The organism is Micromonospora sp. WMMA1949, assembly GCF_027460145.1.
Taxonomy (GTDB): Bacteria; Actinomycetota; Actinomycetes; order Mycobacteriales; family Micromonosporaceae; genus Micromonospora.
Map to the genome: position 1 here is coordinate 464,765 of NZ_JAPZBG010000001.1, position 20,394 is coordinate 485,158.

A 20,394-nucleotide genomic window follows, 5' to 3' on the forward strand; every position below is an offset into this window, starting at 1 on the left:
GGTGTCGCTTTCGGGCCGCGTGGGGCGTCCTGCTTACAGCAGGAGTGACGAGCCACGGGGGGTCGTTGATGGACGGGAAGCTGCAACGTCAGGTCCTCGACACGGAGGTGCTGCCGCCACCGGAGCGCTTCGGCATGTGGCTGGACATGATGGCGAGCACGCCGACACCGCTGCGGGTGCACACCGCGCACGCCGACGACTTCGTCGCCCGGGCCGAGTTCATCGACCTGGGCCGGATGCAGCTCATCCGCTACCGCTACCCCTCGGTGGACTGCGTGCGCACCTCGAAACTGATCCAGCGCTCCGACCCCGACTACTACCTGCTCGCGCTGACCCTCAGCGGGAACAGCCAGGCCGACCAGGAGGGGCAGCGCGCCCGGTGCCGCCCCGGCGACCTCACCTTCTACGACTGCTCCCGCCCGCACGAGGTCAGTCACCACGCCGACGCCGCCGGGTCCGGGTACGCCCGGTCGATCGTCGCCCTGATGCCGTACGACGCGCTGCCGTTGCCGCCCCGCCGGCTCGCTCCCCTGTTCGCCGGCCGGATGTCCGGCTCCGAGGGTGTCGGCGGCCTGGTCGCCGACTTCCTCGTCCGGATCACGGCGAACCCCGAGCAGTACCACGCGGCCGACGCGGAGCGCCTCGGCGCCATCGGCCTGGACCTGGTCGCCACGCTGCTCGGCCGCAACCTCGTCTCCGAGGACGCGGTGCCCACCGAGGTCCGGCGGCGTGCCCTGCTGGCCCAGGTACGCGCGTACGTGCGCCAGCGCCTCGGCGACGCCACGCTGGACCCGGGCGCGATCGCCGACGCGCACCACATCTCGGTGCGCTCGCTGCACCGGCTCTTCGAGGACGAGGAGACCACGGTGGCCGCGTACATCCGGGACGAGCGACTGGCCCGGTGCCGTCGCGACCTCGCCGACCCGGCGCTGAGCGACCGCTCGATCCAGGTCATCGCCGCCCGCTGGGGTTTCCGGGACAAGGCGCACTTCAGCCGGGTCTTCCGGGCCGCGCAGGGTGAGACGCCGCAGACGTACCGGGCTCGTCACCTGGAATCGGCACGGATCGTCAACAGCACGGCATCCGCCGTCAACCTGTCCCGTACATACTGAAACCTGGGCCACCGCTCGCGGTGGCCCACGGATATCGGGGGGCCGGGCGTGGCGTCCGCGGCGGTCCCGGCCGCGGGCGGCCCCGCCCGGTAGGCGCCCCCGGGACCGCACCAGCGGCCGAGGTTTCCGGCCCCGTCGCGCTTCCCCCCAGGACCGACGGGGCCGGTCGGCGGTCAGCCGGCCTCCTCCTCCAGCAGCGCCAGCACCGACTTCTCCACCGCTTCGCGCGGCATCTCCGGCTGCACCGGCGCCAGCACCCCGTCGTGGTAGAGGTCGACCACGCGCGGGTCCACGTAGGAGGTCCGCGCCACCGTCGGGGTGTTGCCGAGCAGGTCGGCCACCGACCGCATCACCCCCGCCACGGCGCGCTTGCGGGCGGTCGCCGAGCGCTGCGGGCCGACGGTGGCCAGTTCGGCGGCGGCCAGCACCGTCGCGTGCCAGGTCCGGAAGTCCTTCGCGGTCATCTCGCCGCCGCTGGCGTCGCGCAGGTAGTCGTTCACCTCGTCGCTGCGCACGTCGCGCCAGGCCCGGCCGTCCCAGTAGCCGAACAGCCGCTCCTGGGCGCGCCGGCGGCGGCGCAGGTTGAGCAGTACCCGGCACAGCTCGGCGTCCTCGATCCGGTGGACCTGGTCGATGCCGCCCTTGGCCGGGAACTCGAACACCACGCAGCCGCCCCGGGAGCGGGCGTGCTCGGGGCGCAGGGTGGCCACCCCGAACGTCGGGTCGTCGCCGGTGGCGTACTGGTCGCTGCCGACCCGGAACGCGCCCATGTCGAGCAGCCGGGCGACGGTGGCGAGCACCCGTTCCCGGCGCAGGCCGCGCAGCGCCAGGTCCTGCGTGACCCGGTCGCGCAGCGCGGGCAGCCGGTGCGCCACCTCCAGCACGTGGTCGAACTTCGCCTCGTCGCGCTTGCGCCGCCAGCCCGGGTGGTAGAGGTACTGCTTGCGGCCCGCCGCGTCGATGCCGGTGGCCTGGATGTGGCCGTTCGGGTACGGCGAGATCCACACGTCCTGCCAGGCGGGCGGGATCACCAGCTCGCGCAGCCGGGCCAGTTCCTCGCCCTCGCGAACCGGTTCGCCGGCCGGGTCGAGGAACAGCCAGCCCTTGCCGCGCCGCCGGCGGGCGTACCCCGGCCGGCCCGGATCGCTACGCCGCAACCGCACCGGAGACCCGTTCCACGTCGGCCACCGCAGCCACCACCTCGTCGATCCCGACGGCACTCAGTGTCGGGTGGGTTCCTACCCCGCCCCACCCGGTCGAATCGCTGGTGACGGGGGTGGGCTCGATCGCACCCAGCGCCCGGTGCCGGGGCCGGTCCGGCGGCGGGCCCCAGTGCGCCGCCGGCACCGGGCCGAACAGCACCACCGACGGGGTGCCGTAGCCGGTGGCGAGGTGCGCCACGCCGGTGTCCCCGCTGACCACCAGCCGCGCGCACGCCACGAGCGCGGCCAGCTCGACCAGCCCGGTCCGGCCGGCCAACACCGCCTGCGGCGGCAGCCCGGCGTCGCGGGCGACCCGCTCGGCCAGCGCCCGCTCGTCCGGCGAGCCGGTCACCGCCACCCGGTGCCCCCGCGCGGTCAGCAACCGGGCCAGCCCGGCGAACCGGTCCGCCGGCCAGCGCTTCGCCGGGATCTTGCCGCCCGGGTGCAGCAGCGTCACCCCGGCCGGTACGCCGTCGACCGCCGGACGCCGCAGCGCCAGGTTCCCCGGGTCGGCGGGCAGCCCGTACGCGTGCAGCAGCCGGCACCAGCGGCGGACCTCGTGCTCGTCGTCGTCCCAGGACGGGCCGTCCGGGTGTCCGGCGCCCGGATTGCGGTGGGCGAGCAGCCGGCCGGGGCGGACGGCGGCCAGCGCCCGGTGCGACTGCGGCCCGCGGCCGTGCAGGTTGACCGCCACCTCCGGCGGCGGGCCGGTCCACGCGATCCGGTCCGGCCCGGTGGTGGGCAGCACCCGGTCGACCGCGCCGGTCAGCTCCGCCAGCGGCGCCAGCCAGGCCGGGGCGGCGAGCACCAGCTCCCGGCCCGGCAGGCCGGCGCGCAGCCCGCGCAGCGCCGGCACGGCGGTGGCCAGGTCGCCGACCCCGAGCGCCCGCAGCACCAGAATCACGGGTACGAGGACTCCTGCGCGGCGCAGACCACCATCTCGCGTACCGCGCACCCGGCCGGCTGGGACAGCGCGAACATGACCGCGGCAGCGGTGTCGGCCGGCTCGTTGAGCACCGCGTCCGGGCCGGGGCGGTACTGCGCGTCCCGCTCGTCGAAGAACGCGGTCCGCATGCCGCCCGGGATCAGCAGCGTCACGCCCACCGATCCGGCCAGCTCGGCGGCGAGTGCCCGGGTGAAGCCGACCACCCCGAACTTCGCCGCGCAGTACGCCGTCGCGTCGCTCACCGCCTTGACGCCGAGCGTCGAGGCGACGGTGACGATGTTGCCGCGGGACGCCTCCAGCCAGGGCAGCGCGGCCCGGATCACCGCGGCGGTGGCGAGCAGGTCGACGGTGACGATCCGCTCCCAGGTCTCCGCCGGGATGTCGGCCAGCTTGCCGGGAACGTCCGTCCCGGCGGCGGTGACCACGGCGTCCAGCCCGCCGGAGCGTTCCGCGAGATCACGGGTGCCGGCCTCGGCGGCGCGGGTGTCGGCCAGGTCGCACTCGACCCAGGGCACCCCGTCGGCGGGGCGCTGCCGGTCCAGCACCAGCGGGCGTCCACCGGCGCGGGCCACCGCGGCGACCACCGCCGCGCCGAGCCCGCTGGAGCCGCCGGTGACCAGGACGGTCGGCCCGGCTCCGGGCGCGCCGGCGCTCACGCCGCCACCGTCGGACCGGCGGGCGCGACCGCGCCGGGTCGGATGCGTCGCTCGTTCATCGTGCTCCCTTCGCCGTGGACCGGACCTGCGCGACCGCCTCGGCCGGGTCGACCGGCCAGCCGCCGCTGCCCCGCCCGGCCCGCGCCGCCGCGATCATGTCGGTGGTCGAGCGCCCGTCGAGGTACGGCACGACCACCGTGTGACCGCCCCAGCGGGCCAGGATGTCCGTCTCCGGCAGCGTCTCCGGCCCGCCGCCGCTGGCGTAGTCGCCGCCCTTGACCCAGATGTCGGGGCGCAGCCAGGACAGTGCCGCCTCCGGCGTCGCCTCGTCGAAAATCAGCACCGCGTCGACGCAGCCGAGCGCGGCGAGCAGCCGTCCCCGGTCGCCCTGCGGCACGACCGGGCGTTCCGGCCCCTTGAGCCCGGCGACGCTGGCGTCGGAGTTGAGGCAGACCACCAGGCAGTCGCCGAGTTGCCGGGCCGCCTGGAGCGTCGCCACGTGCCCGGCGTGCAGCAGGTCGAAGCAGCCGCCGGTGGCCACCACGGTGCCGCCGGCCGCGCGTACCCGGGCCACCACCTCACCGGCCGCCGCGGCGCCGATCCGGTCCCCGCCGCCGGTGACCACCGCCGGGGCCACCGCCCGCACCGGCGCGGGCAGCGCGGTGGCCACACCGCCCCCGGCCACGTACGCCGACGCCTCCGCGACCGCCTCCTGCACCGCCTCGGACACCAGCGCGCCCCGGGCCAGGGCGAGCGTCGCGGTGGACGCGAACCGGTCCCCCGCGCCGCAGGTGTCCCCCTCGGCGGGCGGCGCCGGCACCACCAGGGGCGTGGACCCGGCGTGGCTGAGCAGCGCGCCGTCCCCGCCGAGCGTCACCGCCACCGCGCGCGCCTGCCAGCGGCGGCGCAACGCGTGCGCGCTGCGGGACGCGACGGCCAGGCGGGAACCACCCGGCGGCGTCTTGGCCAGGTCGCGGGCCTCCGGCTCGTTCGGCGTGGCCAGGTGCACCCCCGGTACGGCCCCCGGCCCGCGCGGATGCGGATCCCAGACCACCGGCGCCCGGGTGGCGGTCAGCGCGGCGCGCAGCGCGGGATGCGCTGCCACGCCCCGGCCGTAGTCGCTGACGAGCACGGCGGACGCGTCGGCGATCAGCCGCAGCACCGCGTCGCTCGGCTGACCCGGCGCACCGGACGTCCCGCCCCGGTCGTGGCGCAGCAGCACCCGGCCGCGCGCCCGCAGCCGGATCTTCTCCGGGGTGGCGCCGGCCAGCGGAAGCGCGTACAACCGGACCCCGGCGGCGGCGAGCAGCGTGCCCAGCCGCGCCCCGCCCGCGTCGTCGGCGACGGCGGTGACCAGCGCGACGTCGGCGCCCTGCGCGGCGGCGAAGACGGCGGCCAGCCCGGCGCCACCGGGCCGGTCGACGGAGACGGTCTCGTCCAGCACCGGCACCGGGGAGTCCGGGCAGAGCCGGTTCACCAGACCCTCGACGTCGCGGTCCAGCAGCGTGTCACCGAGCACCACCACCGGGCCCCTCATGCCGCGCCTCCCCGCCCGGCCGGCGCCGTCGGGTCCGGCTCGCCGACGACGACCTCGACGCCGGCGCGTACCGGCCCGGCCGGCGTCTTCGCGGCGAGCGCGGCGGGCAGCGCCAGTTCGACGTACTCGCAGAGCACGTGCGAGGCCACCAGGTGCAGTTCCTGCACCACCTGCCCGTCCGGCGAGTCGATCGCCAGGTGCTCGTGGCAGAGGTCGGCGAGGGGGTTGGGTGCGGGTCCGGTGAAGGCCCAGCAGCGCATGCCGGTCTGGTGTGCGGCGTGGGCGGCGGTGAGGAGGTTGGGGCTGGTGCCGCTGGTGGACAGGAGCAGGAGGATGTCGTGGGGTCGGCCGTGGGCGCGGACCTGTCGGGCGAAGGTTTCGTCGTATCCGTAGTCGTTGGCGATGGCGGTGAGGGCGCTGGTTTCGGCGTGCAGGGCGATGGCGGACAGCGGTTGGCGGTCGTGGCGGAGTTTGCCGACGAGTTCGGCGGTGAGGTGCTGGGCTTCGGCGGCACTGCCGCCGTTGCCCGCCACCAGCAGCCGGCCACCGGCGGCCAGCCGCTGCGCCAGTTCCTCACCCCAGCGGGCCAGCATCTGTTCCGCCTCCCGCAGCGGCAGCAGCGCGGCGGCCAGCAGGCTCAGGTGGTCCTCCAGCACCGTCGCGCCGGCCGGCGGCGTCCCGGCCGTCATCAGGCGACCACCCGGGTCGGGCGGCGCACCGTGGCCACCTCGCCGTACAACTCGGTGAGGCGGTCCGCCGTGGTGGCCCAGGAGTAGCGGGTGCGGGCCCGCTCCAGCGCCGCGGTCGCGTACGCGAAGCGGCGGATCCGGTCACCGAGCAGGCCCCGGAGGGCCGCGCTGAGGGCCGCCGGTTCCCGGGGCGGCACCAGGTCGCCGGTGCGTCCGGCCACCACCGTGTCGATCAGCCCGCCGACAGCCGTCGCCACCACCGGTACTCCGCAGGCCATCGCCTCCAGCGGGGTGAGCCCGAACGGCTCGTACCAGGGCGCGGCCACGAGCACGTCGGCCGACCGGTACCAGCGGCCCATCTCCTCCCGGGGCACCGCGCCGACCAGCCGTACCCGGTCGGCGACACCGAGGGAGTGGGCCAGCGCGCGCAGGCGCAGCGCGTACGGGTCGGTCTCCAGCAGCCCGGCCGGCGGCCCGCCGACGACCACGCACTCGGCGTCGGGCACCTCGGCGACGGCCCGGATGACGTCCTGGAAGCCCTTGCGCTCGACCAGCCGGCCGACGGTGAGGATGCGGGCCCGGCCGCCGTCGCGGTCGGCGACCGGGCCGAGCGGGGAGAACGTCGTGAGGTTCACCCCCGACGGCACGACTGTCATCCGGGACCGGGGCACGCCCATCCGGACCAGTTCGGCCACCTCGTCCTGGCACTGGGCGACCACCCGGTCCACCGAGCGGCCCAGCTTCCGCTCGTGCTCGACCCGGCCCGGCGGGCTGGTGTCCTGCACGCCCTGGTGGCGGCGCTTGACGGTGCCGAGCGCGTGGTACGTCTGCACCACCGGCACCCCCGCGCGGCGGGCCGCGGCGAGACCCGCCAGCCCGCTCATCCAGAAGTGCGCGTGCACCACCTCGGGCTGCCAGTCGCCGGTGCGCCACCGATCGGCCAGCCACTGCCCGAACGACGGCATGTACGGCAGCAGGTCGTCCTTGGCCACCGGCTCGGCCGGCCCGGCCGGTACGTGCACCACCTCGTACCCGTCCGGGGTGCGGACGCTCACCGGCAGGTCCACCGCGTCGAGCCGGGTGTAGACGCGCACGTCGTGACCGGCGGCCGCGAGCGCGGCGGAGAGCTCCGCGACATGCGTGTTCTGGCCACCGGCGTCCTCCCCGCCGAGGACGGCGAGCGGGCTGGCATGCTCCGAGATCATCGCGATGCGCATACTTCCTCCTCCAGCAGCCGGTCCCAGTCGGCGAGGAATCGCTCCAGGCCGTAGCGGTCCCGGGCGGCGGCCCGGGCCACGGCGCCCGCCCGGCGGGCGGACTCCGGGTCGTCCAGCAGGCCACGGGCGGCGTCGACGAGCGTGTCGACGCGGGTGGACAGCGCGCCCGCGGCCGGTGGCACCGCCTCCACCGCTTCGGTGGTGGCCAGTGCCACCACGGGCATGCCCATGGTCATGGCCTCGATGAGGCTGAGGCCGAGTGAGGTCCAGCGGCACAGGTGCAGGTAGGCGCGCCGTTTGGCGAGTTCGGCGTGCATGGCGTGCTGGGGTACGTCGTCGTGGCTGGTCAGCCGGTTCTCGGGCAGGCCGAGGTGGGCGGCGAGACCGTCGACCTTCATCCCGTAGACGTCCAGCGGCGCCAGCGCGGCGAACCGGGCGAGCAGGTCGGTGCCGGTGACGCGCCAGCGGCGTACCGGCTCGTTGATGACCACGGCGAGGCGGTCGAGTTCGCCGGTCCACTCGACGGCGGGCGGTACGACGCCGTGGTCGACGACTGTGGTGCGGGTGGCGCCGTTGTCCCAGAACAGCTCGTTGAACGCGGTGACGTGGGTCAGCAGCAGGTCGTCGCGGTCGGCCATCGGGTGCCGGGTGTTCGGCACGTCGCCTTTCGGCGTGTTGTGCTCGACGTAGATCGCCGGCACGTCCCGGCCGGGCCGGCGGCCGAGCCACTCGGCGGCCAGGTCGAGTTCCTCCGGACGTTGCAGGATCACCAGGTCCACGTCGGTGTCGCGCAGCTCCTCGGGAGTGACCTCCACGGCGCTGTCCGGCCACGGGTAGGTGCGCGCCCGGCCCAGCCCGTACGGGCCCCGGTCCGGGGTCACCGGCACCAGGTAGCGGTGCTTGCCGTGCACGAAGGACGTCGTCCACGACCCGTGGACGTGCCACAGCAGGATGTTCATCCGGCCACCCCGTCCGCCACCGGCGCCGGTACGCCGAGCAGCCGCAACGCCTCCAGCACGCGCCCCGGCTCGACCGCCGACAGGCACGGGTGTCCGGGGACCGGGCAGACGGTGGCGCGGGTGTCCCGGCACGCCGCACCCGCGTCACCGAGGCGCACCGTCGGCACCCGGTACGGCCCCCACTGTCCGAACGGCACCGTGGGGGCGAACAGGCTCACCACCGGCACACCCAACGCGGCGGCGAGGTGCGCCGGGCCGGTGTTGCCCACCACCAGCGCGCCGGCTCCGGCGATCACCGCCGCCAGCTCGTCCAGCCCGGTCCGCCCGCCCAGGTCGACGCCGCCCGCCGCGGCGACCCGCGCGGTCAGGTCCCGCTCGTCCGGTCCGCCGGTGACCACGACCCGGTAGCCGGCCGCGCCGAGCACACGGACCACACGGGTGGCCAGTTCCTCCGGGCAGGCGCGGGTCTCCACCGACGATCCGGGGTGCAGGACCACGTAGCCGGGCTCGCCGGCGGCGGCCGCGGGCGGCGGAAGCCGGTCGGTGCGGATGCGCAGCGCCGGTTCGTCGTGGCCGGGCAGTGCGAAGCCGGCTGCGGCAGCGAGGGACAGGGCGCGTTCGGGTTCGGGTACGCCGGCGGGGACGCGGTGGCGTACGTCGAGGAGGCTGCCGGGGTAGTCGTCGCTGATGGCGCTGATCCGGGGTACGCCGGCCAGGCGCAGCAGCAGTGCCAGGGGCAGGGCGGACTGGTGGAAGGAGGTGAACACGACGGCCTCGTGGGCGCGTACGGCCGCGAGCCGGTCGGTCAGCGCGCGCACGGCGCCGGGGTCGACGGGTGGGGCGGGCGCGTCGATCCACGGCAGCGGCGCCTCGATGATCTCGTCCACGCCTGGTAGCAGCTCGGCGGCGGCCCGGCCGCGTGGCCCGCAGAGCAGCACCACGCGCTCCGCGCCGGCCGCCACCGCCCGGATGCCCGGCCCGGTGACCAGCACGTCGCCCGCCGCGTCGCTGCGGACCGCCAGCACCGTGCCCCGGCGCGACCCGCGTGCGGGCTGCGGCGCGGCCGTCAGGCGCATCCGGGCCAGCACGATGCCCACCGCGTCCGGCAGGTCGGCGGCGACCGTCGGCGCGGCGGCCACCTCGGCGGCCCGGGTCGCGGGCGTGGGCACCATGATCGCGGCGGCGCCGGCCGCCGCGGCGGCTGCCGTGTCCGCGCCGATGTCGCCGATCAGCACACACCGGGTCGGCGTGGTCCCGAGCGCGGCCGCCGCCTCGTGCACCAGGCCGGCAGCGGGCTTGCGGCAGGCGCACCCGTCGGCCTCCGCGTGCGGGCAGATCGCCCAGTGGTCGAAGGGCCCGAGCAGTTCCTCCACCCGGGCGTTGACCAGGCGCAGGTCGTGCGCGGTGAAGTAGCCCCGGGCCAGGCCGGACTGGTTCGTCACGACGGCGAGCCGCAGTCCGGCCGCCCGCAACCGGTCCAGCGCCTCCCGGGCACCCGGCACCGGCCGTACCTTCTCCGGGTCGCCGTTGTACGGCACGTCCTCCACCAGCGTGCCGTCGCGGTCCAGCAGAACCGCGTCGTACAGGCCGGACGGGAACCGGTCAGCACCCGGGTCAACCCGGGCTGACCTGCACTGATCCCGCTCCTGGTCCCGTCGCACGGGCGGCGGGTTCCCGAGGCCCCGAGGAGTAAACGTCGACGTCGGCGCCAGGCGTCCCCGCCGGTGCCGCACGACCGGTGCACGCCTGCCACGACCTGCCCGGTCCGGCGATACCCGCCGCCCCGGAGAAGCTAACCCGACCGCCGTTAGCGACCGCCCTCACCGGGGTACCGCTCGGTGATGGCGGTTGTGGAGAAGGTGATCGACGCGCCCCCGGAGCAGGTGTTCGAGGTGCTCGCGGACGGGTGGACGTACAGCGACTGGGTGGTGGGCACCGCGCACGTGCGGGACGTGGACGACACGTGGCCGCGCGTCGGCAGCCGGCTGCACCACCGGGCCGGGCCCTGGCCGTTCTCGCTGCAGGACAAGTCCACGGTGCTGGAGTGCCAGGCGCCGCAGCGGCTGGTGCTGCGCGCCGGGCTGTGGCCGGCCGGGGAGGCGATCGTGGCGTTCGTCCTGGAGCCGCTGGACGACGGCCGGACCCGGGTGACGCTCGGTGAGGACTTCGCCGCCGGGCCGTTGCGGTGGATCCGGACCAAGCTCAACGACCTGGTGCTGCATCTTCGTAACCGGGAGACGCTGGCCCGGCTGTCCGACATCGCGACGCGGCAGAAGCCGGAGCGGTGATCGATCGCCGGCGGGGCGTCTGTGCGCCCGCCGCGCGAGGGACTGGCTACCCTCTCAGGTGAACCTGTCGGCTGACCGAGGATGTCCGTGATGATCGAACCCGTGCAGTTACCCTCCCCGTGGGGGGATGCGCGCCTGACCGTCGTCGTTCCGACCTACAACGAGGCGGGCAACCTCCCGGTGCTGGTCGAGCGCCTCCTGGCGCTCCCGCTGCCGGGGCTGAAGGTGCTGGTCGCGGACGACAACTCCCCGGACGGTACCGGCGAGGTCGCCGACAAGCTGGCCATCGAGCACCCGGACCGGGTGATGGTGGTGCACCGCCCGGGCAAGGAGGGCCTCGGCCGGGCGTACGTGGACGGCATCGGCCGGGCGCTCGACGACGGCGCGGACTTCGTCGCGCAGATGGACGCCGACCTGTCGCACCCGCCGGAGGCCCTGCCCGGCATGCTCGGCGCGCTGCTGTCCACGCAGGCGTCGGTGGTCATCGGCTCGCGGTACGTGCCCGGCGGTGAGCTGGACGAGAACTGGCCGCTGTACCGGCGCGCGCTCAGCGGCTGGGCGAACCTGTACGTGCACACGCTGCTGCGGGTCCGCATCCGCGACCTGACGGCCGGCTTCAAGATCTGGCGGGCCGACGCGCTGCGCGCGATCGGGCTGGACCGGGTGCAGTCCAACGGCTACAGCTTCCAGGTGGAGATGCACTACCTCGCCACCAAGCTGGGCCACACGATCCTCGAGGTGCCGATCCGCTTCGAGGAGCGCCGCGACGGCGACTCGAAGATGACCACCGCCACGAAGATCGAGAGCGCGCTGATGCCGTTCAAGCTGCGCAGCCGGCACCGCAACCTGGACTCCTGACACCGCTCTGGCCTCCACCGCGCCCTCACGCTGCGTCATTGTCACCGCGCGTGAGGGCGCGGTCGCGCGGCGACTTCCCTCGCCGGCCCCTTTGCTCTGCAGCCATCGGCGCAGCACCGCTCTGAGCAGGGGCGCTTTCCCGGCGCACCGTTCGCCGAGCGCCCGCCTCGGACACGGTGCGTGACCGATGCGCATGCGGCTGCAGAGCAAAGGCGGCGGTGAGGTCATTCCGCCGGGGCGATTCCGGACACTCAGCGTGACGCCCCGGAACGGCCCTCGCAGGTGAAGTGCGGCGCAACGGTGAGCAGTCGCGCAGTCGGCGGTCGGCCGATGCCGCTGAGCGCCTCCTTCCGGCGGCGGTCCCGGCGGCGAGGTTGCGCGGTGGGTCAGCGGTAGACGGTGCGGTGAGCGGCGGCGATCGTGCGGGCGTACACCGCGCCGGTGACGGCCCGGTCGCGCGCCAGCGCCGCGCGCGCCGCGTTCGCCCCCGGCGCGCCGTGGACGCCGCCGCCCGGGTGGGCGGAGGCGCTGGCCAGGTAGAGCCGGTCCACCGGGGTGTCGGCCCGGCCCAGGCCGGGGATCGGCCGCAGGAACAACTGCTGGTACGCCGCGGCGGTGCCGCCGCCGAGCGCTCCCCCGACCAGGCTCGGCTCGGCGGCCTCCAGGTCGGCCGGGCCGGCCACGTGCCGCCCGACGATCGACGCCCGGAAACCGGGTGCCGCCGCCTCCAGCACCTCCTCCATCCGCTCCACGTGCCCCGCGACCTCCTCGGCCCGCCAGTCCCGGCGGAACGGCAGGTGGGTGTAGGACCAGAGCGACTCGGTGCCGGGGGGTGAGTGGCTCGGGTCGGCCACCGACATCTGCCCCACCAGCAGGAACGGATCCCGTGGCAGCTCGCCGCGGGCCAGCTGCGCCGCGTACGTGGTCAGGCCGTCCATGTCGGCGCCCAGGTGCACGGTGCCGGCGCCGGCCAGGTCGCGGTTCTTCCACGGCACCGGCGCGGACAGCGCCCAGTCGACCTTGAGCGTGGAGCCGTCCCACTTGAAGTGCGCCAGGTCCTCGACCATCCGGGGCGGCAGCGCCGCCGCGCCGACCAGGTCGAGGAAGAGCGCCGGAGCGGGTACGTCGGCGAGCACCGCCCGCCGGGCCCGCCAGTCGGTGCCGCCGGCGGTGCGCACGCCCATCGCCCGGCCCCGGGCGGTGAGCACCCGCTCGACCCGGGCGCCATACGTGATCCGCCCGCCCCGCTCGACCAGCCGCGCGACGAGCGCGTCGGTGATCCGCTGGGCGCCGCCGACCGGCACCGGCCAGCCCACCTGCTGGCCGAGCATGGCGAGCAGCCAGCCGTACACCCCGGAGCCGGCCTCCTCCGGGGACAGGTCGGTGTGCAGGGCGCAGCCGGCCAGCAGGACCGGACCGCCCTCGCCGGCGAACAGTTCCGCGCCGAGCTTGCGCACCGGCAGCACGAGACGGCGGGCGAGCCGGAGCGCGCCGCCGATCCGGAGCTGCCGCAGCAGGCCCAGCCCGCCGCGTACCGGCGGGAACGGGGTGGTGATGGTCTGCAGCATCGGCTCGGCCACCTGGAGCCAGTCGGCGTACGCGTGCCGCCAGCGCTCACCGTCGCCGGGCGCGAACGCCTCCAGCGAGGCGGCGGTGGTGTCCAGGTCGCGGTTGACCACTGCGGCCCGGCCGTCCGGCAGCAGGTGCGCCAGGACGTCCGGCGCGTGCGTCCAGGACAGGCCGTGCCGTTGCAGGCCAAGCCCGTCGAGCACCGGCGAGGCGTAGCCGAGCGGGTAGAAGGAGCTGTAGAGGTCGCTGAGGTAGCCGGGCGCTGTCACGTACGCGGAGCGGACCGCCCCGCCGGGCGCCTCGGTGGCCTCCAGGACCTCGACGTCCCAGCCGGCGTCCACCAGCAGGTTCGCGGCCACCAGCCCGTTGTGCCCGGCCCCGATGACGACGGCGTCTGCGGTGGAGGTCATCCGATCCGCCTACCCGGCCGGTCACCGGGCGAAACGCGTTTGCCCCGCCCAGGCCGGGGCAAGCAGGGCCGCATGTACACGGTTGCGCAGCTCATTGGTGGAGTGTGGGGCGCCGGCGGCGAGGGCGGCGAACTGGTCGTCCACGATCCGGCGGACGGGTCGCCGGTGACCCGGGCGCCCGTCGCCACGGCCGACGAGGTGGCCAAGGCGGTGGAGGCGGCCCGGGGCGTGGCGGCGGAATGGGCCGCGACCGCACCGGCGGAACGGGCCGCGGCGCTGCACCGGGCGGCGGACGCGGTCGAGGCGGCGGCCGATGAGCTGGCCGAGGCGACCACGGCGGAGATGGGCAAGCCGCTCGACGACGCGCGGGGCGGGGTGGCTGCGGGCATCGGCACGCTGCGACAGTACGCCGAGCTGGCCCCGGTACGGGGCGGCCGGACGCTGCACGGCGCGCACGACGCGCTGGACTTCATGGCCCCCGAGCCGCGCGGCGTGGTCGCCGCGATCACCCCGTGGAACGACCCGGTGGCGGTGTCCTGCGGCCTGCTCGGCGCGGCGCTGGTCACCGGCAACGTGGTGGTTCACAAGCCGAGCGAGCGGACCCCGGCGACCGGCTGGCTGCTGGCCCGCGCGCTGGACTCGGCGCTGCCGGCCGGGGTGCTGTCGCTGCTCACCGGCGGCGGCGAGGTGGGCGCCGCGCTGGCCGGTCAGGAGCTGGACGTGATCGCCCACGTCGGTTCCACTGCGACCGGCCGGGCGATCGCCGCCGCGGGCGCGCGGACGGGCGCGAAGGTGCTGCTGGAGAACGGCGGCAGCGACCCGCTCGTGGTGGACGCGGACGTCGACCCGATCTGGGCGGCCGAACAGGCGGCGCTGGGCTGCTTCGCCAACGCCGGTCAGATCTGCGTCGCGGTCGAGCGGATCTACGTGCACCGCGACGTCGCCGAGGGCTTCCTGGATGCGCTGGTGGCGCGCGCCGAGGCGCTCACAGTGGGCCCCGGCCGTGACCCGGGCACGCAGCTCGCGCCGCTGGTCGACCGGCGGCACCGGGACCACGTCCACGGTCAGGTCACCGCCGCGCTCGCCGACGGCGCCCGGGTACGCGCGGGCGGCGTGCTGCCGGACGGGCCCGGCGCGTTCTACCCGGCCACCGTGGTCGAGGGCTGCCGCCACGACATGGCGTTGGTCCGCGAGGAGACGTTCGGGCCGGTCGCGCCGGTGGTGGTGGTCGACTCGTTCAGCGAAGGGCTGCGCTGCGCCGCCGACTCCCCGTACGGCCTGGCCGCCACAGTGCTGACCGGCTCGATGAGCCACGCCCAGCGCGCCTGGCGGGAGCTGCCGGTCGGGACTGTGAAGATCAATTCGGTGTTCGGCGGGGCGCCGGGCGGTGCGGCCCAGCCGCGCCGGGGCAGCGGCCAGGGCTTCGGGTACGGCCCGGAACTGCTGGACGAGTTCAGCACCGTGAAGGCGGTGCACCTGGAGGCGCCGGGCGGCGGCCACTGGTGAGACGGCACGACACGAGCCCGGGACCGAGGCGGTCCCGGGCTCGACGCGTACCCCCAGGGGTCAGCGACCCCCGCGGGCCTTGCGGGTCGCGTTGTTGTTCGCCTTCTCGATGGCCTTGACCAGCTCCGGCTTGGTCATCCGGGACCGGCCGCGCACGTCCAGCTTCTTCGCCACCTCCATGAGGTGGTCCTTGGTGGCGTTGGCGTCCACCCCGCCGGCCGTCGGCGCGCGCCGGGCCGGGCCGCCGCCCGCGGCCTGCTTGTCGCTGGGCCCCTTGCGGCCCTTGGGCTCCCAGTGGTCGCCCACCTTCTCGAACTCGTGCTTGACCGCGGCGAAGGCGGTGCGGTGCGCCCGCTCCCCCTCGCCGTACGTCTCGACCGCCGAGTCGTGCGTCTTCTCCCAGGTCCGCTGCGCCTTCGCCGGGGAGCGCCGCAGCGTGCTGGGCAGTACCTCGCGCCCGGGCATCTCGTCCTCCTGGAGTCGGGATCGGCTGTCTGGTGTGGTTCCCTCCCGCCCGGCGGGCAAACCGGCACCCGGTTTGTCGATTTCCCCCCGGGGGTACCGCCCGCCCACGCCCGACGGCGGGGCCTGGAGGAGGCGGACATGACCGTGACGACACCGCAGACGGCCGGCACCCGGACGCGGTCCCGTTTCCCCCGCCGGATCCGTCAGCTCAACTGGCGCACCTGGCGCGGTGTGCTGGTGCGCAGCGGCAAGGGTTTCGTCACCGACAACTGTGCGGACTGGGCCGCGGCGCTCACCTACTACGGCGTGCTGGCCCTGTTCCCGTCCACGATCGTGGTGGTGGCGCTGGTCGGCCTGGTCTCCGACGGCCCGCGCACCGTCGACACGGTGATCGACCTGGCCCGGGAGATCGGCGCGGGCTCGGTGGTCGGCAACGACGCGTTCGTGGGTGTGGTGCGCAACGTGGTCGAGCAGCAGGGCTCGGCGAAGGTGCTGCTCAGCTTCGGTCTGCTCGGTGCGCTCTGGTCCGCGTCCGGGTTCATCGGCGCGTTCACCCGCGCCTCCAACGCGATCTACCGGGTGCGGGAGGGCCGGCCGTTCTACCGGCTGCGCCCGTTGCAGATCGGCATGGCTGCGGTGACGATCGTGCTGCTCGCCGTGGTGGCCACCGGGCTGATCGTCAGCGGCCCGGTCACCGACGCGGTCGGCGACCTGCTGCACGCCGGGGCGGTGGCCCGTACGACGTGGTCGGTGGCGAAGTGGCCGCTGCTCGCGGTGGTCGCCATGACGCTGCTGTCGCTGCTGTTCTGGATCGCGCCGAACGTGCGGCAGCCGCGGTTCCGCTGGCTCACCCCGGGCGGCGCGCTCGCGCTGGTGGCCTGGGTGCTCGCCTCCTTCGGCTTCGGCCTGTACGTGGCGAACTTCGGCTCGTACGACGTCACGTACGGCAGTCTCGGCGCGGTCATCGCGTTCCTGGTGTGGCTCTACCTGTCCAACTGCGCGTTGATGCTCGGCGTACAGGTGAACGCCGAGCTGCAACGCGGGCGGGCGATGCAGGCCGGGGTCGAGGAGCCGGACGACCCGGTGCTGCCGCCGCGCGCGCCGGCGGACGACGAGAAGGCCGAGAAGGCCGACGGCGAGAAGGCGACTGCGGAGAAGACGGCCGACCGGTTGCCGCCCGGATGACCGGCTTCCCCGGCCGGCGCCGGTTTACCGGCGGCCCCCCGGGGCATCTCCCAAGGCATGGAACGTGGCAGCAGCAAGCACTCGCCCAGGGTCGACGACCAGATGAGCAGCGAGGTCAGCGGTCTCGTCCAAGGCACCGGCACCGGCGGTTCGCGGGCCGAGGAGTTCCGGGTCCCGGAGCCGGCCGGCGAGGACCAGCCGGAGGCCACCACGGCGCCGGCCGGGGAGCTGCGCAGCGGCGCGCCGCAGGGCATGAGCTCCGAGGACGTCGAGGCGCGCAGCCGTCTGGGGCGGTTCATCACGATGACCGCCCTGCCCGGCGACCGGGAGGCGCTGCTTGCCAACGCGCGGGAGAACGAGGCGCCGACGGACATCGTCGCCGCCCTGGAGACCCTGCCCGACGGCGCCCGCTACCAGACGATCTCCGAGGTGTGGGCCGCACTCGGGCACAGGAACGAGACGACGCGCTGGTGAGCGGGCCGGCCCACGGCCCGTACGAGACATCCCACCGGCGGAACAGGAGGAACCCCGACATGAGTGGCGTTACCGAGCACGTGGACGTGGACGTCCCGATCCGGACCGCGTACGACCAGTGGACCCAGTTCGAGGAGTTCCCGCATTTCATGGACGGCGTGCAGGAGGTCCGGCAGCTCTCCGACACGATGACCCACTGGACCGTCGAGATCGCGGGCGTGAAGCGCGAGTTCGACGCCGAGATCACCGAGCAGCTGCCGGACGAGCGGGTGGCGTGGCGCTCCACCGGGGGCACCCAGCAGGCGGGCGTGGTGACCTTCCACCGCCTCGACGAGGGGCACACCCGGGTCACGCTGCAGATGGAGTTCGAGCCGCACGGCGTGGTCGAGCAGGCCGGCGACAAGCTGGGCGTGGTCGACCGGCGCGCCAAGGGCGACCTGGAGCGGTTCAAGCAGTTCATCGAGCGACGCGGTCAGGAGACCGGCGCCTGGCGCGGTGCTGTCGACCGCCCCACCCCCTGAGCCACCTCCCCCGTACCCGAGTCTCCGATGGCCGCCGGCGGTGCCGGCGGCCATCGTCGTGTCCGGCCGTTTGCGATCACCCGGTCCGGGTACCGCAGGGGAATGACCGACAACGACCGCCAGTGGCGCGACGAGGACCGTACTCCCCTGCACGAGCTGGACCAGGCCATCGCCCGGTCGGCCACGGACGGCCAGGGCGACGACGTCACCGCCAACGACGCGGGCGAGGAGGCCGCGTTCGGCCACGGCCCGGAGGCGGTGGACCGGGGCGCCGGCGCGGAGGCCGAGCGGCGTGAGATGACCGATGCGGACCGGGCGTACCGGCCGTCGACGATCGGGCGGACCGGCCCGGACAGCATGTGATCCACCGGCGGTCGCGGGTGCCCGTTGCGGTGCCCGCGGCCGCCGGATTCATGCTCGACCGAAACGACAAAAAGTGCGGTACGGACGGCCGGGAAAACGGACAGCCCATCTAGAATCGGCCGAACGGCTGACGGCACTCCCCCCGATGCGCGCAAGACTTTCGGGATGCAACAGGGCTCCGGTTTCCTCTCCAACCGTCAGCGCAAGCTCGCCTGGCTGGGCTTCCTGCTCGCCGCGATCCAGGCTCCGGTCTCCGCCCGGTTCACCGAGGACAGCTCCTGGCTGTTCAGCCTGGTGGTGGCGCTGATGGTCGCGACCGTGATCATCGCCGACGACGGCGCCCGTCGTCGCCCGGCCGAAGCACGCTCCTCCGACTGACTCAGCGTGTGCCGGGGCGCGCCTCGTGTCCCGGCACCCCCCGGCTGCGGCGTCGCTCCTTCATCTCCGCCTCGTAGAGGTGCCGCCGGCCCCCGACCAGCTCGTCGCGGGCCTGCCGGTCCAGCTCCCGGAAGAGGGCGTAGTAGCCGTCGTCGAAGTCCTCGACGATCTGGAACGTCCACCGTCCGGCGATGACGTTGCGGCCGAGCAGTTCCCTGTCGATCCGCTCGGCGAGCGCCGGGTGACCGGCGGAGCGGAACATCTGAACCGCGTCGTCGAGCATCAGGTCGGCGTGGCCGATGAGCTGGTGCAGCTCGTACAGGTGGCCGCGGGCCCGCTCGACGCACTCCAGGGCCTCGCTGAGCTTGCCCAGCGCCTCGACCGTGGCGTCACTCACTCCGTCCGGGCGCCGGTGTGCCCGGTCCGGTCCGTCGGGCCGCTGTCCCATCGTGTCCCTCCGTGACCCCGATCGTGTGGTCTGCGTACCGGACTTCTGCCCCCGCACGGGCGACTCAATCCCGGCGGACGAGGCGACGGCTCCCCCGGACGACCCGGGCATCCGCCGCTCGGCCGAGGCCGGCTCCCGGTGGGCGGCGATAGCCTCGGACACCATGCGCGTGCCGAACAACCGGGTCGCGACCCGCTCCGCGGCGGTGGCCGCGCGGTCGACCCTCACCACGCTGACCGCCGCCGTCGGCACCGCCGGCCTCGCCGCGGCCCACGCCAACCCCGGGCTGCTCGCCGAGGTCGACCAGCACGCCGCCGGGGTACGCGACAGCCTCGACGGCGACCGCCGCCCGCTGACGGTGGCGGCGCTCGCCGGGTACGCCGAGGGTCTGCGCGAGGCGGCGGCCGAGCACGGCTGGACGCCGCCGGCCGAGCCGGACTGGTCCGAGCCGGACTGGACGCTCACCCGCCTGCTCGCGGTGTGCCTGCTGGCCCGCGGGCTGGACCCGCGCCACCTGGCCTGACCCGGACACGGCTACGGGGCGCCCGCGATCGCCCCGCGGACACCCCGTCACCTGTTGCCGTCAGCCGCCCGGCCGACGGAACTGCTGCGTCTCGTCGCCCGCCTCGCCGGAGCGGTACGTGCCCGCGCCCGACATGGACGACTGCTGCGCCGCCGGCGTCGGTTGCCCGCCCCGGTCGGCCATCCGCCGCTCGTAGTCGCCACGGCCGGCCTGCTGCGCCTGCCGCTGCTCCCGGAACGCCCGGGACTCCTCGGCGGCCCGGTGCAGCCACCCGTCCCAGCGGTCCTGCATCGGCTTGACCAGACCACCACCGACACCGACGATCAGGATGCCGGCCACGGTGGCGAGGAACGCCACCAGCACCGGTGTGGTCACCGTGGTGGCGATGCCCACCTGGTTCAGCGCGGCGATCACGCCGAGCGCAAGGATGAAGATCGCCGTCACGTCGGCCAGCACCCGGCCGTACGAGAGCCCGCCGAGCGCACCCGAGACCAGGTCCCGGACGGCGTTGGCGATGGCGGCGGCGATCACCACGATCACGATCGCCACGAAGGCCCGCGGCAGCCAGGACACCACCCCGCGGATCAGGTCGCTGATCGCGTTCGGTCCCCACACCCCGAAGGCGAACTGCAGGGTGAACAACAGGACCGCGTAGTAGGCCAGTTTGGCCAGGATGTCGCTGGCGTCGTACTTGGTGCGTTCCAGGGCCCGTTTGACGCCGCCTCGTTCGACGGCGCGGTCGAACCCCACTCGTTCCAGTGCCGCGTCCACGATTTTGAGGACGGCTCGGGCGATGAGCCAACCCACGACGAGGATCGCGATGAACGCGATCGCCCGCGGTACGAAGAGCAGCACCGACCTCCAGAAGTCGGTCCAGGCCGCACTGATGTCGACCTGTCCGACCGCGAGGGTTTTCGGCATGATGTCCCTCCTGTCGCGTGAACTGCGCCGCCCGCATACCCGGTGACCTGGGCAGCACGCCGGGCCGGACCGGCCCAATTTCCCGACATGGGTGATCGAACTGGCCCTGACCTGCCCGAATGTCCCCGCCGCCGGGAGCCGGGACCCGCCGCGGACGCATGATCGGA

General features: G+C 74.9%; 22 protein-coding genes. 10 read left to right on the top strand and 12 right to left on the bottom strand.

Annotation, left to right across the window (positions count from 1 at the left end):
* Positions 1-68: 68 nt before the first annotated feature.
* On the top strand, positions 69-1,112 hold the full coding sequence (locus O7607_RS01980; RefSeq protein ID WP_269700574.1) for a helix-turn-helix domain-containing protein: 1,044 nt from the start codon (positions 69-71) through the stop codon (positions 1,110-1,112).
* Between the two features lie 173 nt (positions 1,113-1,285).
* Here the strand turns inward: O7607_RS01980 and O7607_RS01985 are convergent, their stop codons facing one another.
* Genes O7607_RS01985 through O7607_RS02020 form a run of 8 tightly spaced genes read right to left on the bottom strand, consistent with a single transcriptional unit; the run spans position 1,286 to position 9,979 of the window.
* Entirely contained in the window at positions 1,286-2,275 is a 990-nt protein-coding gene (locus O7607_RS01985; RefSeq protein WP_269700576.1) for a DNA topoisomerase IB, read from the bottom strand.
* Positions 2,259-3,218, bottom strand: coding sequence for a glycosyltransferase family 9 protein (locus O7607_RS01990; RefSeq protein WP_269700578.1), 960 nt, complete (start codon positions 3,216-3,218; stop codon positions 2,259-2,261). The genes O7607_RS01985 and O7607_RS01990 overlap by 17 nt, the downstream gene beginning before the upstream one ends.
* Positions 3,215-3,916: an SDR family oxidoreductase gene (locus O7607_RS01995; RefSeq protein ID WP_269700579.1), complete on the bottom strand. Its 702-nt coding sequence runs from the start codon at positions 3,914-3,916 to the stop codon at positions 3,215-3,217. The genes O7607_RS01990 and O7607_RS01995 overlap by 4 nt, the downstream gene beginning before the upstream one ends.
* A 55-nt stretch (positions 3,917-3,971) precedes the next feature.
* Positions 3,972-5,438, bottom strand: coding sequence for a PfkB family carbohydrate kinase (locus O7607_RS02000; protein WP_442929513.1), 1,467 nt, complete (start codon positions 5,436-5,438; stop codon positions 3,972-3,974).
* An 11-nt stretch (positions 5,439-5,449) separates the two neighbouring features.
* A complete protein-coding gene (locus O7607_RS02005; protein ID WP_269700581.1) occupies positions 5,450-6,142 on the bottom strand; it encodes a D-sedoheptulose-7-phosphate isomerase in 693 nt (230 codons plus the stop codon).
* Positions 6,142-7,359, bottom strand: coding sequence for a glycosyltransferase (locus O7607_RS02010; RefSeq protein ID WP_269700582.1), 1,218 nt, complete (start codon positions 7,357-7,359; stop codon positions 6,142-6,144). The genes O7607_RS02005 and O7607_RS02010 overlap by 1 nt, the downstream gene beginning before the upstream one ends.
* Complete coding sequence (locus tag O7607_RS02015) at positions 7,344-8,318, bottom strand: glycosyltransferase (RefSeq protein ID WP_269700584.1); 975 nt, start codon at positions 8,316-8,318, stop codon at positions 7,344-7,346. The genes O7607_RS02010 and O7607_RS02015 overlap by 16 nt, the downstream gene beginning before the upstream one ends.
* Entirely contained in the window at positions 8,315-9,979 is a 1,665-nt protein-coding gene (locus O7607_RS02020) for an HAD-IIIA family hydrolase (protein ID WP_433495668.1), read from the bottom strand. The genes O7607_RS02015 and O7607_RS02020 overlap by 4 nt, the downstream gene beginning before the upstream one ends.
* A gap of 180 nt (positions 9,980-10,159) precedes the next feature.
* Here O7607_RS02020 and O7607_RS02025 point away from each other — a divergent pair, with 180 nt between their 5' ends.
* Both O7607_RS02025 and O7607_RS02030 read left to right on the top strand, forming a co-directional pair.
* On the top strand, positions 10,160-10,606 hold the full coding sequence (locus tag O7607_RS02025) for an SRPBCC family protein (protein WP_269700586.1): 447 nt from the start codon (positions 10,160-10,162) through the stop codon (positions 10,604-10,606).
* 90 nt (positions 10,607-10,696) lie between these two features.
* A complete protein-coding gene (locus tag O7607_RS02030; protein ID WP_194801004.1) occupies positions 10,697-11,464 on the top strand; it encodes a polyprenol monophosphomannose synthase in 768 nt (255 codons plus the stop codon).
* Positions 11,465-11,850: 386 nt separating this feature from the next.
* Here O7607_RS02030 and O7607_RS02035 read toward each other — a convergent pair whose 3' ends face one another.
* Positions 11,851-13,443: a phytoene desaturase family protein gene (locus tag O7607_RS02035; protein WP_269700588.1), complete on the bottom strand. Its 1,593-nt coding sequence runs from the start codon at positions 13,441-13,443 to the stop codon at positions 11,851-11,853.
* Positions 13,444-13,515: 72 nt separating this feature from the next.
* Here O7607_RS02035 and O7607_RS02040 point away from each other — a divergent pair, with 72 nt between their 5' ends.
* The gene (locus tag O7607_RS02040) at positions 13,516-14,949 is read left to right on the top strand and encodes an aldehyde dehydrogenase family protein (protein ID WP_269700589.1); all 1,434 of its coding nucleotides are present in this window, start codon (positions 13,516-13,518) and stop codon (positions 14,947-14,949) included.
* 60 nt (positions 14,950-15,009) lie between these two features.
* On the opposite strand, the gene O7607_RS02045 is transcribed toward O7607_RS02040, so the two are convergent.
* Positions 15,010-15,414 (bottom strand): ChaB family protein, encoded by a 405-nt coding sequence (locus O7607_RS02045; protein ID WP_194801001.1) that lies wholly within the window; start codon positions 15,412-15,414, stop codon positions 15,010-15,012.
* A 138-nt stretch (positions 15,415-15,552) separates the two neighbouring features.
* Between O7607_RS02045 and O7607_RS02050 the strand changes: the two genes are divergently transcribed.
* The 5 genes from O7607_RS02050 to O7607_RS02070 all read left to right on the top strand — a co-directional run bounded on the left by O7607_RS02050 (position 15,553) and on the right by O7607_RS02070 (position 18,335).
* Complete coding sequence (locus O7607_RS02050; protein ID WP_269700590.1) at positions 15,553-16,599, top strand: YihY/virulence factor BrkB family protein; 1,047 nt, start codon at positions 15,553-15,555, stop codon at positions 16,597-16,599.
* Between the two features lie 57 nt (positions 16,600-16,656).
* Positions 16,657-17,073 carry a DUF2795 domain-containing protein gene (locus tag O7607_RS02055; RefSeq protein ID WP_269700591.1) on the top strand — a complete coding sequence of 139 codons (417 nt, stop codon included), beginning with the start codon at positions 16,657-16,659 and terminating at the stop codon, positions 17,071-17,073.
* 59 nt (positions 17,074-17,132) lie between these two features.
* Entirely contained in the window at positions 17,133-17,594 is a 462-nt protein-coding gene (locus O7607_RS02060; RefSeq protein WP_013285389.1) for an SRPBCC family protein, read from the top strand.
* A gap of 102 nt (positions 17,595-17,696) precedes the next feature.
* On the top strand, positions 17,697-17,957 hold the full coding sequence (locus O7607_RS02065) for a hypothetical protein (protein WP_269700592.1): 261 nt from the start codon (positions 17,697-17,699) through the stop codon (positions 17,955-17,957).
* A 165-nt stretch (positions 17,958-18,122) separates the two neighbouring features.
* Positions 18,123-18,335 carry a hypothetical protein gene (locus O7607_RS02070; protein WP_018784964.1) on the top strand — a complete coding sequence of 71 codons (213 nt, stop codon included), beginning with the start codon at positions 18,123-18,125 and terminating at the stop codon, positions 18,333-18,335.
* Between the two features lies 1 nt (position 18,336).
* On the opposite strand, the gene O7607_RS02075 is transcribed toward O7607_RS02070, so the two are convergent.
* Positions 18,337-18,783, bottom strand: a complete 447-nt coding sequence (locus tag O7607_RS02075) for a hypothetical protein (RefSeq protein WP_269700594.1) — start codon at positions 18,781-18,783, stop codon at positions 18,337-18,339.
* A gap of 163 nt (positions 18,784-18,946) precedes the next feature.
* Here O7607_RS02075 and O7607_RS02080 point away from each other — a divergent pair, with 163 nt between their 5' ends.
* Positions 18,947-19,306: a DUF6401 family natural product biosynthesis protein gene (locus tag O7607_RS02080; protein WP_269700596.1), complete on the top strand. Its 360-nt coding sequence runs from the start codon at positions 18,947-18,949 to the stop codon at positions 19,304-19,306.
* 60 nt (positions 19,307-19,366) lie between these two features.
* Here the strand turns inward: O7607_RS02080 and O7607_RS02085 are convergent, their stop codons facing one another.
* On the bottom strand, positions 19,367-20,227 hold the full coding sequence (locus O7607_RS02085; RefSeq protein WP_128138840.1) for a mechanosensitive ion channel family protein: 861 nt from the start codon (positions 20,225-20,227) through the stop codon (positions 19,367-19,369).
* Between the last annotated feature and the right edge of the window lie 167 nt (positions 20,228-20,394).

Bases quoted from the DNA above. Each gene is read 5' to 3' on its own strand.
- O7607_RS02055 (WP_269700591.1), top strand. From the start codon at position 16,657: ATGGAACGTGGCAGCAGCAAGCACTCGCCCAGGGTCGACGACCAGATG.
- O7607_RS02075 (WP_269700594.1), bottom strand. From the start codon at position 18,783: ATGGGACAGCGGCCCGACGGACCGGACCGGGCACACCGGCGCCCGGAC.
- O7607_RS02080 (WP_269700596.1), top strand. From the start codon at position 18,947: ATGCGCGTGCCGAACAACCGGGTCGCGACCCGCTCCGCGGCGGTGGCC.
- O7607_RS02025 (WP_269700586.1), top strand. From the start codon at position 10,160: ATGGCGGTTGTGGAGAAGGTGATCGACGCGCCCCCGGAGCAGGTGTTC.
- O7607_RS01980 (WP_269700574.1), top strand. From the start codon at position 69: ATGGACGGGAAGCTGCAACGTCAGGTCCTCGACACGGAGGTGCTGCCG.
- O7607_RS02030 (WP_194801004.1), top strand. From the start codon at position 10,697: ATGATCGAACCCGTGCAGTTACCCTCCCCGTGGGGGGATGCGCGCCTG.
- O7607_RS02065 (WP_269700592.1), top strand. From the start codon at position 17,697: ATGACCGACAACGACCGCCAGTGGCGCGACGAGGACCGTACTCCCCTG.
- O7607_RS02045 (WP_194801001.1), bottom strand. From the start codon at position 15,414: ATGCCCGGGCGCGAGGTACTGCCCAGCACGCTGCGGCGCTCCCCGGCG.
- O7607_RS02005 (WP_269700581.1), bottom strand. From the start codon at position 6,142: ATGACGGCCGGGACGCCGCCGGCCGGCGCGACGGTGCTGGAGGACCAC.
- O7607_RS02040 (WP_269700589.1), top strand. From the start codon at position 13,516: ATGTACACGGTTGCGCAGCTCATTGGTGGAGTGTGGGGCGCCGGCGGC.
- O7607_RS02050 (WP_269700590.1), top strand. From the start codon at position 15,553: ATGACCGTGACGACACCGCAGACGGCCGGCACCCGGACGCGGTCCCGT.
- O7607_RS02015 (WP_269700584.1), bottom strand. From the start codon at position 8,318: ATGAACATCCTGCTGTGGCACGTCCACGGGTCGTGGACGACGTCCTTC.
- O7607_RS02070 (WP_018784964.1), top strand. From the start codon at position 18,123: ATGCAACAGGGCTCCGGTTTCCTCTCCAACCGTCAGCGCAAGCTCGCC.
- O7607_RS02035 (WP_269700588.1), bottom strand. From the start codon at position 13,443: ATGACCTCCACCGCAGACGCCGTCGTCATCGGGGCCGGGCACAACGGG.
- O7607_RS02060 (WP_013285389.1), top strand. From the start codon at position 17,133: ATGAGTGGCGTTACCGAGCACGTGGACGTGGACGTCCCGATCCGGACC.
- O7607_RS02010 (WP_269700582.1), bottom strand. From the start codon at position 7,359: ATGCGCATCGCGATGATCTCGGAGCATGCCAGCCCGCTCGCCGTCCTC.
- O7607_RS02085 (WP_128138840.1), bottom strand. From the start codon at position 20,227: ATGCCGAAAACCCTCGCGGTCGGACAGGTCGACATCAGTGCGGCCTGG.